The organism is Pseudoalteromonas sp. MB41, assembly GCF_020966275.1.
In the GTDB taxonomy this organism is placed as follows: domain Bacteria; phylum Pseudomonadota; class Gammaproteobacteria; order Enterobacterales; family Alteromonadaceae; genus Pseudoalteromonas; species Pseudoalteromonas lipolytica.
The window spans coordinates 1-15,744 of record NZ_JAJJZF010000007.1 but is presented as its reverse complement, the minus strand read 5'-3'; the positions used below and the strand labels follow the sequence as shown (position 1 = coordinate 15,744).

The window sequence follows — 15,744 nt, the reverse complement described above, 5'->3', positions numbered from 1 at the left end:
AGCTAAACTATTTAAAGCAGCTAATAAAAGTAGCTAATGTTGCCGGGCATTGTCGTTGATACGAATGGTTTAAACAATAACTTTTTTTTCAATATCAACCTGTTGCCACAAGTGGTAGTGCAATTTATCTAGTTGTTGCCATTGTCTTTTTTGTAACCAGTCAACCAAAGGAGCCGGATCGCTAGGAAAATTCAGTTTTCTGTTTTGTGCTGATTGCAGCCAGTCATCCATGGCATAGGGATTTAAATAGCTCATGACATGCGCCGCCCCCATTGACAATAAAGTCTGTGCATTTATGCCTTGCTCAAATTGCTTACCAAGCGGCTTTAACAGCAGCTTTTTACCCAATTGCAAGGCCTCACTGGCCAGTTCAAATCCAGCATTTCCTATCACTCCCCCCGCATTGGCAAGATCATTTAAAAAACCGACGCGTGATGGTGATCTTAAGTGAATATTTCCAATTGATGAGTTTTCTGCATCAGGGTGGTAGCAATAGAATTCGCGCTCGGGAAAGTCTTTTAGGTAGTCGACTACACTGTCTAAGTTTTCGAATGGTAAATAAACTAACACCTTATTTTCAACCATGACAGGATTATTATGCTGATGAGCCGCAATAAACGGAGGAATAATATTTTTTGCATAAGGTTGCCAATGCACACCTAAATAAACATTAGCGGGCGCATAATGACGAATTAACGCTCTTCTGAAAAATGAGCGACCAAACATCGGCACTTTATCTGACAAAAATGCCGCCTGATGACTCATACCAATAACCGGCACCCCCTGCTGTTTAGCCGCCCATGCTGTGATCGGCTCAAAATCATTAAACACCAAATCATAGTGACGTAAATCAAGGCTTTTTATATCTTTGATTAACTGCAATGGCCGAGCATTTTTGAGTGTTTTTAAGCTATCAACTTGCCCCGATTTACTGGTAAACGATAAACCACGAAACGCTCGGTAGTTAGCAAATTCATCCATATCGAAGTAATCGTGCTCACGGCGGCCCGAAAACACATAATCAACATCGACACCTAATGCATTGAATGTTGTTGCCATAACCCGAGCACGTGTTATGTGACCATTCCCTGTACCTTGAATACCGTACAAAATTCTCATATATATTCCACCACCATCACAGCAAGCACAGCACAACTCGACCCTATCACCGCACCAACAATCACATCGGCTGGATAATGCACGCCCACGACAACCCGTGAAGCCGCAACGCCTGCCGCCCAGATAAACCACACAGCCATAAAAGCAGGGAAGTACATCGTTAAAATAGTCGCAACAACAAACGCACCAGCACTGTGCCCCGAGGGCAAACTAAACTTATCACTGGGCACCAGGTAAGCCCCTTGCACTAAACAATCACAAGGCCTGACTCGAGCAATGCGTTTTTTAGCCATAAAATAAATGGGTCGCTCTATAGCAAAGCCAACCAACAGGCTCAAGGCAAACTGCTGGAAATGTAATTGTTCGCTGAACCACCAAAACCCCACAAATAACATCAGGTATAGCCCACCATCGCCGGTTTTTGATAGACCGATTGCTGAGCGTCTAAGCCAATTAGGCGATGCATCGTTAAATACGCTTAAAAACAACTGTTCATCCACTTTTGCTAACTTCGTCAGTATGTTATTTGCCATGGCCAAGCTCCTTGTCATACTTTGTGTCTGTTTTTAATACAAACATGACCTCTTTATAAGAGGGCTACTCATCTCAGCTTAGGTGTTAAAAATAACAATTAGGTGACGCTTTTGAGACACTAATGTTGCGGTGACTTGATTCCTTTGATTTAAAGTAATAAACACGTATTAAGTCGTTGTTATTGAGTTGTATCAGGGTATACTGAGTACTAAACAGACAGTCTCTTTAGAGGATGAAAAAATGGATTACAGCACTTCTGATTTATGCGACCACTTTGCCGATGTGGTTGATGTGCTCGAACCTATGTTTATCAATTTTGGTGGACGCCCAAGTTTCAGTGGTCGAGTTAGAACCGTAAAATGTTTTGAGAACAATGAGCTGATCCGCGAAATATTATCAACCGATGGTACCGACAGCGTACTGTTAATTGATGGTGGTGGTTCAACCCGCCGCGCACTAATTGATATTGAGCTGGCTGAAATCGCATTAGAAAATAACTGGCAAGGTATCATTGTATATGGTGCTATTCGCCATGTTGATGACCTTGAAGAATTAGATTTAGGCATTCAAGCAATTGCGTCTATTCCTGTTGCTGCCGACAGTGAAGGAGCCGGTGAAGACGGCATTGGCGTTAACTTTGCGGGTGTCTCATTCTTTGATGGTGACTTTGTTTACGCTGATAGCACCGGCATTATATTATCTGCTGATGAATTAGAGTTCGACGTAATAGAAGAAGACTAAACTCGGTGACTGACTACCTTAAAATTTATGATGAAGCGGCGGTTAAACATTTATGTGTCCGCCGCGCCAACGAACAGAAAGCGTGGCAAGCCCTCGCCCTCCTCGATACACACACAAACGCACCTCAAGCCCTTATCGATGCAAAACAATTCGGCATTCGCTATGTACTCGTTGGCGTGTGTGAAGATATTGGTCCCCGTGCTAATTTAGGCAATGGCGGTTCGCATCAAGCATGGCAAGCTTTTTTAAAGCGCTTTCTTAATCAAACTCATAATCAATTTCTAAATCATGAACGCGTGTTATTACTCGGCGAAGTGGAACTTGATGATATAAACCAGCAAGCCGCTCACCTCGATAACAAAAACGACGCTGACTTAGCTCAGCTGCGCCAACTTTGCGCAGATATCGACACCCGCGTTGAACGCGTACTGGCGATGATCTTTGCCGCAGGTTTAGAACCTATTGTCATTGGTGGGGGCCATAATAACTGCTTAGGAATTTTACGTGCGTTAAGTAAACACCACGCTAAGCCTGTTAATGCCATTAACTTAGACCCACATGCAGATTTTAGAGAGTGTGAAGGTCGCCACAGTGGTAACGGCTTCAGGTACGCCTATTCTGAAAGTCACCTTGCGCAATATCATGTAATCGGTTTGCACGAATTTAAAAATAACCAAGCAATTCTGAATGCTCTCAAAGATGCGAACTTCTTGTTTGATAGCTACCAAGATATTCAAGTGCGTCGCACTATCGACCTTTCAACGGCCTGCAAACAGGCGCTTGCCCGCTTTGACAGCGCCCCCCTTGGCGTGGAAGTAGACCTCGATAGTATTTCACTCATGCCGGTAAGCGCCTACACAAACTGTGGTTTTAGTGTCAGTGATGCTGAGCATTTTGTGCATTTAGCTGCTAGGCATGTTCATGCCAGCTACCTGCATTTATGTGAAGGTGCACCATCGCAACACCCAGTAGGGTTAGAGGCAGGAATAAACGATGCTGGGCAAATCATTACCGCATTAGTTAATGCTTACTTGCAAGCAAGAGAAAGCCTGTAATAAAACGCGCCAAAAGCCGGGTGAGTAACCTCGTTTTTAGACGCCATGCTTGCATGGCGCGTTTGCGCGAAATGAATTTAACGCCTACATTAAACCGTAGGCGTTATGCTTGCATGGCGCGTTTGCGCAGCAACATCTTTTATAAGATTCACGGCTAAAGCCCTTCCTACAAGTGATACACTTCACACGTGGGAGGCGTTTTAACGCCGAAAAGCAAACCTGTTCAACGGTATTAAACAACCATCTCGATTTAGCTTTACTAGCTCCTATCTCGCCTTTCGTAACTCGTTGCTTGTAACCCTTTCACGCCTACATTAAACCGTAGGCGTTATGCTTGCATGGCGCGTTTGCGCAGCAACATCTTTTATATAATTCGCGGCTACAAGTGATGCACACTTCACACGTAGGAGGCGTTTTAACGCCGAAAAGCAAACCTTTTAACTGGCATTAAACAACCATCTCGATTTAGCTGTACTAGCTCCTATCTCGCCTTTCGTAACTCGTTGCTTATAACCCTTTCGCGCGAAATAAATTTCACGCCTACATTAAACCGTAGGCGTTATGCTTGCATGGCGCGTTTGCGCAGCAACATCTTTTATAAGATTCACGGCTAAAGCCCTTCCTACAAGTGATACACATCACACACGTAGGAGGTGTTTTAACGCCGAAAAAGTAAAGCTATTCAACGACATTAAACAACCTTCACGGTATAGCTCGTATCTCGCTTTTCGTAACTCGTTGCTTATAACACTTTTCGCGCGAAATAAATTTCACGCCGACACTAAACCGTAGACGGCATGTTTGCATGGCGCGTTTGCACTATTCACGTTCTAGCCGCCATTGTTTTAGCCAAGACATCATTCCCACACTGCTCAGCGGGTAGCTAAAATAATAACCTTGCGCGGCATATGTATTAAGTGATTTAACAAACTTCAGTTGCTCAAGTGTTTCAACACCTTCACAAATTACTTTAGCATTATTTTGCGTGTGCATATCGACCATACCCGATACTAAGCTGCGCACTTGGGCTTGATGCGCAAAGTCTGCGGTTAATGACGGTGCAACTTTAATGTATTCAACATTAAGGTTAGGTAACTTAGCCAACCAAACGGGGCTGTCTCCCAAGCCATCAACACACACTTTTATACCAATACTATTAAGCCGCGCGACCATGGCTTTACCTTGGTCATCTAACCCCATGAATAAGTCTAACGGACACTCTATAATTAAATCTCCGGGCTCTAAGCGATGCTCAGTTGCGATGCGGTCTACAAACTCTATAAACTCTTCATGAAGCATTTCAGGGCCAAACACATTGATACTCAATGGTAATTGAATGCCTTCCATACGTAAGGCCATTGCAAGCTCTGCGGCACGCTCAATGACAAACGCAGCAACCGGATACCCAAGCCCCGCAACGCGAATATCATCAATAAACTTATTGGCCGCTAATATGCCTTGTTTAGGGTGTTGCCAACGCAGTAAGAGTTCTAAAAACTCAATATGTTCATCACTATTACGAATCACGGGTTGAAAATACAGTTCAAGCTCACTGGCAAAATCAAGATGAGCAAGTTCACGTAATCGGGCTTGTTGCTCTAACTGTTCGATCATCATTTGTGATTGATACGGCACTATCGCTTTATCTGGGTTTGAATCAAGTGCAAGGTAAGCAAAAGAGATTAAATTATCAAAACTGTGATCAGGGTCGTTACAATTTACATAACTGGCACGCACTTTAACTTCAATGGTGCAATTGGCCACATTGAACGGCTTTAATGTCACTTGCCTTATTTGGCTAATTAATTGTTCATGAAGGTGTTTTTGCTCTTCAACCGCGCAAATAAACGCAAAGTTTAAGCCTCCTAAATGAGCCAGCTTGTCGACGCCACCTGAGCGCCCTTTCATATTCAGAACTGCATCTGAGGTGAGCTGCTGTTTGATACGATTGGCCGATTGAGCCAGTAATAAATCACCAAAGTCACGGCCTATGTGCTGGTTAACGGTTTCGAATCCTTCGAGACGAATCACAACCAGCACACAGTTTTTTGAATGCGCTTCACTGTATACTGCGAAGCTTTTTTCTAATCCTTTGCGATCGGGAAGCTCTTTGAGCGGGGTTTTATCTAAATCGTCGTGGCGGCTAGGCTCAACGGGAACCTCTTCGTCTTCTGCGGGCTCTTCGTAATTAAAAAAGCCTGACACACTGAGTATTACCACCGACAATACTAACCAATAAAAGGCAATATCAAGTAAAAAATGCGCAGAAAATAACACGGCAAAACAGAGTGCTGCCGACACACTGAGTGTGATTGCTAACCAGTTTGTCGTTCTAAATGCTTGCCACAGATGAAAGCACAGGCTTATGGCCAGTAATAAAATAAGCGAAGGTGACCCTACACTCAGGATTGCTAAGCCTAATACGCCATTAACGACTAGGCTTAACCTTAATACGGGATGATGGGTTACACACAAGGCACATATCATTGCCATAAAAACGGCACCAGCTAAAAAAACTGGTACAACATCACTACTTAAATTTACGAGGCTCGCAGTACTGCTCGCTAAACTGGCAATTAATGACATGTAATCCAAAATGCGTAAAAACTCTCTCTAACTTAGTCTACCCAAAATCCACAGATTTAACAGTTTATTTACGCCAAATTGGTAACTTAATTGCGCAGGATGGGATATTTGCCAATGGGCAATATCGGCACGCGCACCAACTTTAAGCACACCACGATCACTGAGGCCTAATGCCCCCGCTGCATTACGTGTTACCCCAGCTAATGCTTGCTCTGGTGTCATACGGAAAATAGTACATGCCATATTCATCATTAAGTGCAATGAACACAAAGGTGAAGTACCTGGGTTAAAGTCAGTAGAAATTGCGATAGGCACGTGGTATTGCTGTAGTAATTCAATCGGCGGGTATTTTGTTTCACGTAAAAAGTAAAAGGCACCCGGCAAGAGCACCGCCGTCGTGCCAGCGCTAGCCATTGCTTTAATACCCGCTTCATCAAGGTGTTCAATATGATCAGCGGATAAGCCATTAAACTCGGCGACTAACGCAGCACCATGTTGATTAGATAACTGCTCAGCATGAAGCTTCACTGGCAGGTTATGCTTTTTAGCCGCTTCAAAAACGCGTCGAGTTTGCTCGTTACTAAAGCCTACATTTTCACAAAAAGCATCAACGGCGTCAGCAAGGTTTCCTGCAACCACTTGTTCTAACATCTCGCCGCAGACAAGCTCAATGTACTCATCGCTTCGGCCTTTGTATTCCGGCGGCAACGCATGAGCACCTAAGAATGTTGTCTTCACATCGACAGGGTGGTTTTCACCTAATAAGCGAGCAACTTCAAGTAATTTAATTTCGTTTTCACAATCTAAACCATAACCAGACTTAATTTCTACGGTGGTCACCCCTTCGCCATACAACGCATTTAAGCGTTCTTTCGCTGCAACAAATAGTGTTTCATGGTCGGCTTCGCGTGTGGCGCGAACCGTACTGGCAATGCCGCCACCGTTTGCTGCAATTTGCTCATAACTCACACCTTGCAAACGTTGTTCAAACTCCTCTGCACGGCTACCAGCAAATACAAGGTGAGTGTGACAATCAATTAACCCTGGGGTTAACCATTGCCCTTTTGCAGATACTGTTGGGGTTGCTAACACATCAAATTGTGGCAAGTCAGCCTGTGATCCTAGCCATGCTATTTTGCCGTCTTTTACAGCAATTGCAGCGTGTTCAAGCGCACCATATGGTGCATCAATTGCAGGGTCCATCGTCGCGATATTGGCATCTGTGATCAATAAATCCCAGTGTGCGTGATCATTATTCGTTGTGTGCATTTTTCACCTATACTGATGCGTCGGGTTTGGTCGTTTGAACCCTGTAACTTGAAATTGTTTAAAGTTTAACAACTCACCTTGTATATACAAGAAAATTATGCCACCTTGAAACACACTAAAAAGTTACCAATAACGTTCTCAGCATGAGTGTTCCTAAGTTTGCGCAAATAAAACAATTTATTCTTGAAAATATCCGCGCTGGTCACTGGCAAGAAAATGACCGTGTACCGTCAGAAAATGAGCTCACTAATCAATTTCAAGTGAGTAGAATGACAGCAAGACGCGCTTTATCAGAACTCACCGAAGCCGGTATTTTAACGCGCAATCAAGGGTTAGGCACATTTGTAGCAAGCTTCAAATCGCAATCTTCATTGCTAGAAATAAAAAACATTGCCGACGAGGTAAAAGCGCGAAATAGTCACTACAGTTGCACTATTTTGGTTATGGAATCGATACGTGCTATCGCCCCTATTGCCATTGCACTGAGTGTTGAAGTAGACAGTCATGTGTATCGCAGTGTTATTGTGCACAATGAAAACGAGCAACCACTGCAAGTTGAAGAGCGTTTCGTGAACCCTTTACTTGCCAAAGACTACTTACAGCAAGATTTTCACAACCAAACACCGCATGAATATTTATCGCGCGTCGCCCCACTCACCGAGGCTCGCCACACGGTTGAAGCCGTTATGCCCAACCCTGAAATGTGTGAATGGCTCAACTTATATAACGAAGAGCCTTGTTTGCAAGTAATCCGCCGAACATGGTCATCACAAGGTATTGTGAGTTTTGCACGTCTTGTTTCACCCGGCAGTAAATACCGACTAGGCGGGCATTTAACCTTTAAAAAATAGCTAAATAGCGTGTTGGTAACTAAAGTTGAGCGCTTTAATGGCTTCACCATCAATAATTCGCTCCCCCACCTCATTGCTGGTAAAAGTAGGCGCTGGATTACCCTTTTCACGGCACTTTTCTCGATAGTAATCAGCTTTAGTTGGGTGAGCAGGGTTAACGACGTTATAAACACTTTGTGCCACAGGCCAATGCGTAATAACACTAAATATTGCGTTAATTACATCTTGCTGATGTACCATATTAACGATTTGCTCACTTGAGCTAGACAACTCTTTACCTGCCACAAATTGTCCCGGTTCACGTTGTGGACCAACTAAACCAGCCAAACGTAATACTTTTCCACCTGCTTTTAATACGGCTTGCTCTGCATCGTATAGCTGTTGCTGACGGTCTGTTTGACACTCAATAATACTTGCTTCGTTGTAAAGCCCATTATCATTAGCATACACCCCTGTTGACGAGCACAAAATAAAGCCTTTGCAATGCAACGAATCGGCAAGAGCCAGTCCTGCATTTAAGGTCTCTAAATAATTACTTTGCTGTTGCCTACTACGTGGAGGAATAGCACATACCCACCATGCATTTTCAAGGCTAACATCATGCTTAACTTTTCCCTGTTCAAGTAAGAATTGTCTATGAAAATCAAATTGATGTTCACTACTTCGATGTGTGCCTTGCACATCCCACTGTAATTTTTTGGCTTCAAAGCAAAGTGCCTGACCAAGCCACCCAGCACCAAGTACAACTATTTTATTATCAAAATTAACCATTTAATAATATCGCCTTATCTATATGTAATATTTTATTAATAAGCTTCGCTATGCAATGTAGCGATTTAGGTGCAAATATGATTAGATAACTAACTCTACCCGATAATAAAAACACGTGCACCTATGTTAAATAACCTTTCTTTACGTAAAAAAATATTATTACTCATCGGCGGAACGATAAGTGTATTACTTATCATCGCGTCTAGTTTTTTTGTTAGCCATATTGCTGACCTATCACGTCAGGCTATCCAACGCGAAGCGGATAGCTACTTACAAAGTGAGCGGCTTTCAATGCAAAGTTACTTTGCCAAATACGGTAAAGTAGTTGAAACCTTTGTAACCAATCCGCACTTAGTAAATTGGTTTGATAATTGGAAAAAGCGCGATCAAAGCCTTGAAAACCAACCCGGATACGACAGCGTTAACCAAGACTTTGTGCGTATTAGTGGCAACGACGACAATATTTTATCTGCCTTCTTCGCATCGGCGACAACCGGTGAGTACTTTAAAGAAAACGAACGCACCACCCACTACAATGGCCAGCCTTATTACGCTTATAAACGTGGCTGGTGGCAAGATGCCTTAAAGATCAACAAATTGTATGTTGGTCCTATTTCTGTTGATTTAACCACAGGCAACGCCTCAGCTGTAGTACAGCAACCTGTTTATAATAAACAAAACAAACTGGTTGGTTTTGGTGGGGTTGATTTACAACTTAACAATATCAACGACATGGTTGAAGATATTCGCTTTAACGGACAAGGGTTTGGCTTTTTACTTGATGGCAACCAAAAGGTGGTTCACTTATCTAAGCGCACCGGTCATAAACTGTCTGTGACAGACGAAGGTCCAAACGGCAAAGAAGGTCTTGATGCCCTCGAAAAACAATTTAGTGACACATCAGGCTTCAGCGAATTAAACCGCACCATGAAAAGCAACAAAGACGGCAGTGGTTTTGTCACCCTAAAAGGCGAGCAATATTACGTTGTATACAACCGCCTTGAATTAGAAAGCCCATACCTTGATTGGTATGTGGGTATTTTAATACCAACCAGCATGATCGAAGAGCCAGTACATGATGCAGTCATGACAACAACGACCTCTGTGATCATCATTTTAGCGATTATTATTGCGATGATCTTCTGGGCTACGCAAATGATCACTAAACCACTGACAAAACTTACTTATATCATGCGTGATATTGCTTCAGGTGATGGTGATTTAACCCAAAAAATCGAAATAAAGAGTCAAGATGAAGTTGGTCAGCTCGCTCACCACATGAATACCTTTATCGATAAATTACGTGCCATGATGCTTAATACAGCAGCCCAAGCTGAGCAGTTAAGCCAAGCGGCTTCACAGCTTAAAATCGTCTCTAAAAAAACCAACGACGAAATTCAGCAAGAAAAGCAACAAGTTGACAGTGTTAGCGCCGCAGTAACAGAAATGGCCTCTACGGTACTCGAAATTTCGCGAAATGCGCAACACACCAACAATGCAGCCGAAGAAGTGCAAAGCATTACAGCCGATGGCACCAAGCGTTCAACGCAGGCGCAATCGGTGATGACCGCACTTGCCAGCCACATCGGTGAGGCATCTAAAGTTGTTGCTGGGCTTGAGCAAGAAAGCGGCAATATTGGCGCTGTTGTCGATGTAATCAACTCAATTGCAGAACAAACCAATTTACTGGCACTCAATGCAGCCATTGAAGCGGCGCGTGCAGGTGAGCAAGGGCGAGGCTTTGCGGTGGTTGCTGATGAGGTACGCTCACTGGCAAGTCGTACACAAGAGTCGACCGATGATATTCGTAATATGATCACGCGTTTACAGCAAATAGCTCAAAAAGCATCCACCATGATGCAGCAGGGTCAAGAGCGTGCAGAAGGCTCTGTAGAGCAAACTCAAATTGTACTGCAAGCTCTGCAAGATATTGCAGGCTCAGTGACGAATGTACAAGACCAGAGTCATCAAATTGCGACCTCAACTGAGCAACAAACGGTGGTTGCTGAGGACATTAACAATAGCCTCGCGGCAATTAACCATTTAGTTAATAGTACAGCAGATCATGCACATGAGTTAGCAGACGAAGCACGCGATCTCAATGAGCTAGCTATTTCACTTAATAAAACAGTTAATCAATTTAAGTTGTGATTAGTCATTGAATTGTTCTAGGTGTGTGTTCTTGCTACTTATTATAAGTAACAAATCAGGCACCATGCAGTCGTTAATAAGAAATTTTTAACGCTGCAAACGACAGGTTTAAATCATTCACACTGATTTGAATTGGTATTGAGATAGATTGCAGATGTAATTAAAAACCCGATGTCACCTGAAGATGACATCGGGTTTTTATCGTCAGCCTTCCTTGTTACCTGTGGCGTAACCGCTTTAGTAAGTTCCATAAATAGTTGCCACTGTTGCTCATTCCATGTAGCAACTCCCTTGTTGTTCAGTCCGTGTAATAATTGCGCTTGTACTTGTTCCATTTTGTCACCTCCTTACGCTAGCTTCATCCATATTTGGCTCCTAGCCTAAACCAAAATCCTTGGTGTTTATCCTTTCACTTTATCCATAAAGCGTTGCCATTGTGCGCTTGTCCATAACGCCTTGTTACTTCCTTGCTGTCCTTTGTGCTGTGTTACATTTTCCATACTGTAAATCTCCTTGCAGTGTTGTCATCCATTATTACGTGTGCATTTCCTTGCCGTAAACTCATTCCTTTGAACCGTGATTATTATCGCTTACCGATAATATACACAGCATGAATCAAACCTGGAATGTACCCTAATAAGGTTAAAATAATATTAATCCAGAATTGTGCCCCCAAACCTACCTGTAAAAATACGCCAAGAGGCGGAATTAAAACCGAGAAAATAATGCGTATTAAATCCATAACTCACTCCTTGAAAAAGATAAGCCCAGCCAAAGCTGGGCTATAGGGCGTGCTATTATTCAGCAACAATCTTAAGTTCATCGATGACTTTACGCACATCTTCAGCATTTTCAGCAATGCTCACTGCTAATTGCTTTTCTGCATCTGACTTAACCGTACCTTTTAGTGTAACAACGCCTTTATCTGTATCGACATCAATATCAGTGCCGCCTACTTCAGAGTTAAATAAATAACGTGTGGTGATCACTGTACTGATCTTCGCATCAGTTAAGTCACTTTCTACTGAGTCACCTTTATCTGCACTCGCTGCCTTAGACTTCATGTTTTTCACAACCGTTAATTTATTATCAACAGCAGTTACTCCGTCTAGGCTAAGTACAAGCTCTTCGGCTAACTCTTTGTCTAATTCACTATCAACTTTACCGGTTAATACAACTTTGCCGTTTTTTACGTCTGTGTTGATATCAAAATTATTTAGGTTAGTGTTCATAAGAAGCACAGTTTCTGCCTTACCATCAATCCAAGCATCTTTACTTTCATTTTCCCAGTTGCTTGCCTGAGCACTCATACTTGTTGCACCAATTACTAACGCAGCAATCATAGTCTTGTTGAATGTATTCATAATCTTTCTCCTTTTGATTAAAGACGAGATAACTAATGCGACTTCGATGCCAACTTTTTATTTTTATATTATTCAATAAGTTAAATCGATATTCAGCCATGATTTATATTCGTTTCGGTAATTATTTACAGACAATTCGGTAAGAAGTTCACTCTGTTATAAAAATGACTAATTAATTGTCAATCTTATTAATCTATGGTTAATTTAACGAATGAAAGCCCACATCAAAAAACATAAACCAATGAATATTAATAAAATAATTTTTGGCCTACACTTTGCTTTGTGATTAACATAACTTTAAAACTCAACAGGGAATTATCATGGCCGTCAAACTCGAAGATCGCCCCATCGAGCAAGTAAGAGAAGAAGTAATCGATCAACTTATCTATAACTACAGTCATGCAGTTATTTCAGCAGAAGCATTTGAACGAAGACTAGACCAAGCAATGGAAGCCACCAGCAATGAAGTGTTAATTGAGCTGGTTTCTGACTTAGAGTTAACAGCAGATATTGACTACAAGTCACATAAACACGCGCAGTTTAAACCTCACTATGCACATGGTAGCGATGCAGAAAGCCTGCAACTACGCAGTATTTTAGGTTCCAACGAGCGCAGCGGCCAATGGCTAGTCCCGAAAGAAATTCACCTAACGAACTGTTTAGGCTCAATTGAATTAGACTTTAGTGAAGCCGTTTTTCAGCACCAGCATGTCACCATCTACGTAAACTGTATTTTAGGCAGCGACGAAATCTACGTGCCAGAGCATGTGAATGTAGTGTCAAAATTGTTTAGTGTGGTTGGTAGCGTTGAAAATAAATCGGTTGCACTCAATAAAGGGCAAGGCCCCACAATTACGATTGAAGGTAATGTTTGGCTAGGCTCAGTAGAGATTAAAGTCAAACGCACCATGAAAGAAAAGTTCATCAGCTTTGCCAACAGCCTAAAAGCCAGTTGGAAAGAAATGAATAGAGTGCAATGACGAAATACGAGTTGCGAAACCCCTTCGCGCACAATAAATTTCACGCCTACCTTAAACCGTAGGCGTTATGTTTACATGGCACGTTTGCACAGCAACGTCTTTTATAAAATTCACGGCTAAAGCCCCTCCTACAAGTGATATACACTACATGTGGGAGGCGTTTTAACTATACAAGCTCGCATCTCGCTTTTCGTACTTCGTTGCTTACAACCCTTTCACGGCTAAAGCCCCTCCTACAAGTGATACACATTTCACACGTGGGAGGCGTTTTAACGCCGAAAAAGCGAACCTTTTCAGCGACATTAAACACCCTTCACGGTTTAGCTCGCATCTCGTACTTCGTAACTCGTTACTTATAACCCCTTCGCGCGAAATAAATTTCACGCCTACCTTAAACCGTAGGCGTTATGCTTGCATGGCGCGTTTGCGCAGCAACGTCTCTTTATAAAATTCACGGCTAAAGCCCCTCCTACAAGTGATACACATTTCACACGTGGGAGGCGTTTTAACGCCGAAAAAGCAAACCTTTTAAGCGACATTAAACACCCTTCACGGTTTAGCTCACATCTCGTACTTCGTAACTCGTTGCTTACAACCCCTTCGCGCGAAATAAATTTCACGCCTACATTAAACCGTAGGCCTTATGCTTGCATGGCGCGTTTGCGCAGCAACGTCTTTTATAAAATTCGCGGCTAAAGCCCCTCCTACAAGTGACACACATCTCACACGTGGGAGGCGTTTTAACTATACAAGCTCGCATCTCGCTTTTCGCAGCTCGTTGCTTACAACCTCTTCACGCGAAATAAATTTCACGCCTACATTAAACCGTAGGCGTTATGCTTGCATGGCGCGTTTGTGCAGCAACGTCTCTTTATAAAATTCACGGCTAAAGCCCCTCCTACAAGTGACACACATCACACACGAGGGAGGCGTTTTAACTATACAAGCTCGCATCTCGCTTTTCGCAGCTCGTTGCTTAGAACCTCTTCACGCGAAATAAATTTCACGCCTACATTAAACCGTAGGCGTTATGCTTGCATGGCGCGTTTGCGCAGCAACGTCTTTTATAAAATTCACGGCTAAAGCCCCTCCTACAAGTGATATACACCTCACACGTGGGAGGCGTTTTAACGCCGAAAAGCAAACATTTTCAACGACATTAAACACCCTTCACCGTATAGCTCGAATCTCGTAATTCGTCACTCGTTGCTTACACCCTTTCACGGCTAAAGCCCCTCCTACAAGTGACACACATCACACTCGTGGGAGGCGTTTTAACGCCGAAAAAGCAAACCTTTTAAGCGGTATTAACAACCATCTCGATTTAGCTCGCATCTCGCTTTTCGCAGCTCGTTACCTATAACCCTTTCACGGCTAAAGCCTCCTACAAAAGATACACACTACACTCGTGGGAGGCGTTTTAACGCCGAAAAAGCGAACCTTTTCAGCGACATTAAACACCCTTCACGGTTTAGCTCGCATCTCGCTTTTCGTAACTCGTTACTTATTTCGCTCGTACTTCGCTCTCGTTTTTTCATCGCTAAAGATCGTTATTTCTTTCACTTGGGATGTCACTGAAATATTCGACAAACTCGACTTCAAAGCCTGCGGGGTCAATAAAATACACGTTTTTTCGGTAAGGGTTTTCAGGGCCTAATTTATCCACTTCGTAGCCTGCATCTACAAGGCGTTCAATCACGGCATTAATATCGTGTGTCACATAAGCAAAGTGAGCAAGGCCCACTTGATGGCCCGATAAATCGCGATTTTCATCTTCACCATTATCGCTGAATGCGATGTACTGGTAATCATCACCAAAGTGCAGCCATTTACGCGGCTTTCCAGACCAGGTGCTGTCGCCTTGGCTTCTTACTCGCCAATGAGGGAACGCGGCTTTATAAAAATGCAGCATGGCGTCAACATTACTTACGACTAGGTTTATGTGTTCTAAATGCATAGCGAATTTCCTTTTAAATTATGAAACTGCCAGTACGATAAAACCTAAAGTTTAGTTGAGGTAAAGCATTGTCTCGTCCTAAAATACGTTGACGGTTTTAATTGAAGGCCAGTAGCTTTTGCTCCTGGTCTTTTTTATGCACTTGGTTTGGGGTTTCCATGCCTAAACTCAAATGCGGCCTCATTTCATTGTATATTACTATTGATTCTTCGACGAGTTCACGTAGCTCTTTCAGATTTTGGCATTTATAGAGTAAGAATTCTTGCTTCAATATGCCATTAATGCGCTCCGCCAATGCATTTTGATAGCAATCATAGCCATCGGTCATCGATGGAGTAATGCCATTTTCATTAAGCTTTACTTGAT

The 15,744-nt window shown here is 42.8% G+C and carries 15 protein-coding genes; 5 read left to right on the top strand and 10 right to left on the bottom strand.

The features are described from left to right. Positions 1-69: 69 nt before the first annotated feature. Positions 70-1,119, bottom strand: a complete 1,050-nt coding sequence (locus tag LPA49_RS09175; RefSeq protein WP_036973219.1) for an MJ1255/VC2487 family glycosyltransferase — start codon at positions 1,117-1,119, stop codon at positions 70-72. Next, a complete protein-coding gene (locus LPA49_RS09170; protein ID WP_075593949.1) occupies positions 1,116-1,652 on the bottom strand; it encodes a phosphatase PAP2 family protein in 537 nt (178 codons plus the stop codon). The genes LPA49_RS09175 and LPA49_RS09170 overlap by 4 nt, the downstream gene beginning before the upstream one ends. A gap of 241 nt (positions 1,653-1,893) precedes the next feature. On the opposite strand from LPA49_RS09170, the gene rraA reads away from it, so the two are divergent. Both rraA and LPA49_RS09160 read left to right on the top strand, forming a co-directional pair. After that, positions 1,894-2,394: a ribonuclease E activity regulator RraA gene (gene rraA / locus LPA49_RS09165; protein ID WP_036973221.1), complete on the top strand. Its 501-nt coding sequence runs from the start codon at positions 1,894-1,896 to the stop codon at positions 2,392-2,394. A gap of 5 nt (positions 2,395-2,399) precedes the next feature. Continuing rightward, positions 2,400-3,449 (top strand): formimidoylglutamase, encoded by a 1,050-nt coding sequence (locus LPA49_RS09160; protein WP_075593948.1) that lies wholly within the window; start codon positions 2,400-2,402, stop codon positions 3,447-3,449. 819 nt (positions 3,450-4,268) lie between these two features. Here LPA49_RS09160 and LPA49_RS09155 read toward each other — a convergent pair. Beyond that, complete coding sequence (locus tag LPA49_RS09155) at positions 4,269-5,942, bottom strand: GGDEF domain-containing phosphodiesterase (RefSeq protein ID WP_230236444.1); 1,674 nt, start codon at positions 5,940-5,942, stop codon at positions 4,269-4,271. Positions 5,943-6,062: 120 nt separating this feature from the next. Next, a complete protein-coding gene (gene hutI, locus LPA49_RS09150; protein ID WP_036973224.1) occupies positions 6,063-7,304 on the bottom strand; it encodes an imidazolonepropionase in 1,242 nt (413 codons plus the stop codon). Positions 7,305-7,447: 143 nt separating this feature from the next. Between hutI and hutC the strand changes: the two genes are divergently transcribed. Beyond that, positions 7,448-8,155 (top strand): histidine utilization repressor, encoded by a 708-nt coding sequence (gene hutC, locus LPA49_RS09145; protein ID WP_036973226.1) that lies wholly within the window; start codon positions 7,448-7,450, stop codon positions 8,153-8,155. Here the strand turns inward: hutC and LPA49_RS09140 are convergent, their stop codons facing one another. Next, positions 8,156-8,926, bottom strand: coding sequence for an NADP-binding protein (locus LPA49_RS09140; protein WP_180311152.1), 771 nt, complete (start codon positions 8,924-8,926; stop codon positions 8,156-8,158). It abuts the gene before it with no gap. 123 nt (positions 8,927-9,049) lie between these two features. On the opposite strand from LPA49_RS09140, the gene LPA49_RS09135 reads away from it, so the two are divergent. Then, positions 9,050-11,077, top strand: a complete 2,028-nt coding sequence (locus LPA49_RS09135; protein WP_180311153.1) for a methyl-accepting chemotaxis protein — start codon at positions 9,050-9,052, stop codon at positions 11,075-11,077. Between the two features lie 113 nt (positions 11,078-11,190). Here LPA49_RS09135 and LPA49_RS09130 read toward each other — a convergent pair whose 3' ends face one another. From LPA49_RS09130 to LPA49_RS09120, 3 genes are all read right to left on the bottom strand, one after another. Continuing rightward, the gene (locus LPA49_RS09130) at positions 11,191-11,412 is read right to left on the bottom strand and encodes a hypothetical protein (RefSeq protein WP_036973229.1); all 222 of its coding nucleotides are present in this window, start codon (positions 11,410-11,412) and stop codon (positions 11,191-11,193) included. A 248-nt stretch (positions 11,413-11,660) separates the two neighbouring features. After that, positions 11,661-11,819 carry a YqaE/Pmp3 family membrane protein gene (locus LPA49_RS09125; protein WP_036973230.1) on the bottom strand — a complete coding sequence of 53 codons (159 nt, stop codon included), beginning with the start codon at positions 11,817-11,819 and terminating at the stop codon, positions 11,661-11,663. Between the two features lie 55 nt (positions 11,820-11,874). Next, positions 11,875-12,441: a BON domain-containing protein gene (locus tag LPA49_RS09120; protein ID WP_036973231.1), complete on the bottom strand. Its 567-nt coding sequence runs from the start codon at positions 12,439-12,441 to the stop codon at positions 11,875-11,877. Positions 12,442-12,761: 320 nt separating this feature from the next. On the opposite strand from LPA49_RS09120, the gene LPA49_RS09115 reads away from it, so the two are divergent. Beyond that, positions 12,762-13,421, top strand: coding sequence for a LiaF domain-containing protein (locus LPA49_RS09115; protein WP_074989329.1), 660 nt, complete (start codon positions 12,762-12,764; stop codon positions 13,419-13,421). 1,540 nt (positions 13,422-14,961) lie between these two features. Here LPA49_RS09115 and LPA49_RS09110 read toward each other — a convergent pair. Together LPA49_RS09110 and LPA49_RS09105 are read right to left on the bottom strand one after the other, a co-directional pair. Beyond that, positions 14,962-15,378: a VOC family protein gene (locus LPA49_RS09110; protein WP_118844667.1), complete on the bottom strand. Its 417-nt coding sequence runs from the start codon at positions 15,376-15,378 to the stop codon at positions 14,962-14,964. Positions 15,379-15,475: 97 nt separating this feature from the next. Further along, positions 15,476-15,744 (bottom strand): integrase core domain-containing protein (locus LPA49_RS09105; RefSeq protein ID WP_230236436.1); only part of this gene is annotated, 269 nt, incomplete at its 5' end.

Bases quoted from the DNA above. Each gene is read 5' to 3' on its own strand.
- LPA49_RS09130 (WP_036973229.1), bottom strand. From the start codon at position 11,412: ATGGAACAAGTACAAGCGCAATTATTACACGGACTGAACAACAAGGGA.
- LPA49_RS09135 (WP_180311153.1), top strand. From the start codon at position 9,050: ATGTTAAATAACCTTTCTTTACGTAAAAAAATATTATTACTCATCGGC.
- LPA49_RS09120 (WP_036973231.1), bottom strand. From the start codon at position 12,441: ATGAATACATTCAACAAGACTATGATTGCTGCGTTAGTAATTGGTGCA.
- rraA (WP_036973221.1), top strand. From the start codon at position 1,894: ATGGATTACAGCACTTCTGATTTATGCGACCACTTTGCCGATGTGGTT.
- hutC (WP_036973226.1), top strand. From the start codon at position 7,448: ATGAGTGTTCCTAAGTTTGCGCAAATAAAACAATTTATTCTTGAAAAT.
- LPA49_RS09110 (WP_118844667.1), bottom strand. From the start codon at position 15,378: ATGCATTTAGAACACATAAACCTAGTCGTAAGTAATGTTGACGCCATG.
- LPA49_RS09155 (WP_230236444.1), bottom strand. From the start codon at position 5,942: ATGGCAATGATATGTGCCTTGTGTGTAACCCATCATCCCGTATTAAGG.
- LPA49_RS09175 (WP_036973219.1), bottom strand. From the start codon at position 1,119: ATGAGAATTTTGTACGGTATTCAAGGTACAGGGAATGGTCACATAACA.
- LPA49_RS09115 (WP_074989329.1), top strand. From the start codon at position 12,762: ATGGCCGTCAAACTCGAAGATCGCCCCATCGAGCAAGTAAGAGAAGAA.
- LPA49_RS09140 (WP_180311152.1), bottom strand. From the start codon at position 8,926: ATGGTTAATTTTGATAATAAAATAGTTGTACTTGGTGCTGGGTGGCTT.
- LPA49_RS09125 (WP_036973230.1), bottom strand. From the start codon at position 11,819: ATGGATTTAATACGCATTATTTTCTCGGTTTTAATTCCGCCTCTTGGC.
- hutI (WP_036973224.1), bottom strand. From the start codon at position 7,304: ATGCACACAACGAATAATGATCACGCACACTGGGATTTATTGATCACA.
- LPA49_RS09170 (WP_075593949.1), bottom strand. From the start codon at position 1,652: ATGGCAAATAACATACTGACGAAGTTAGCAAAAGTGGATGAACAGTTG.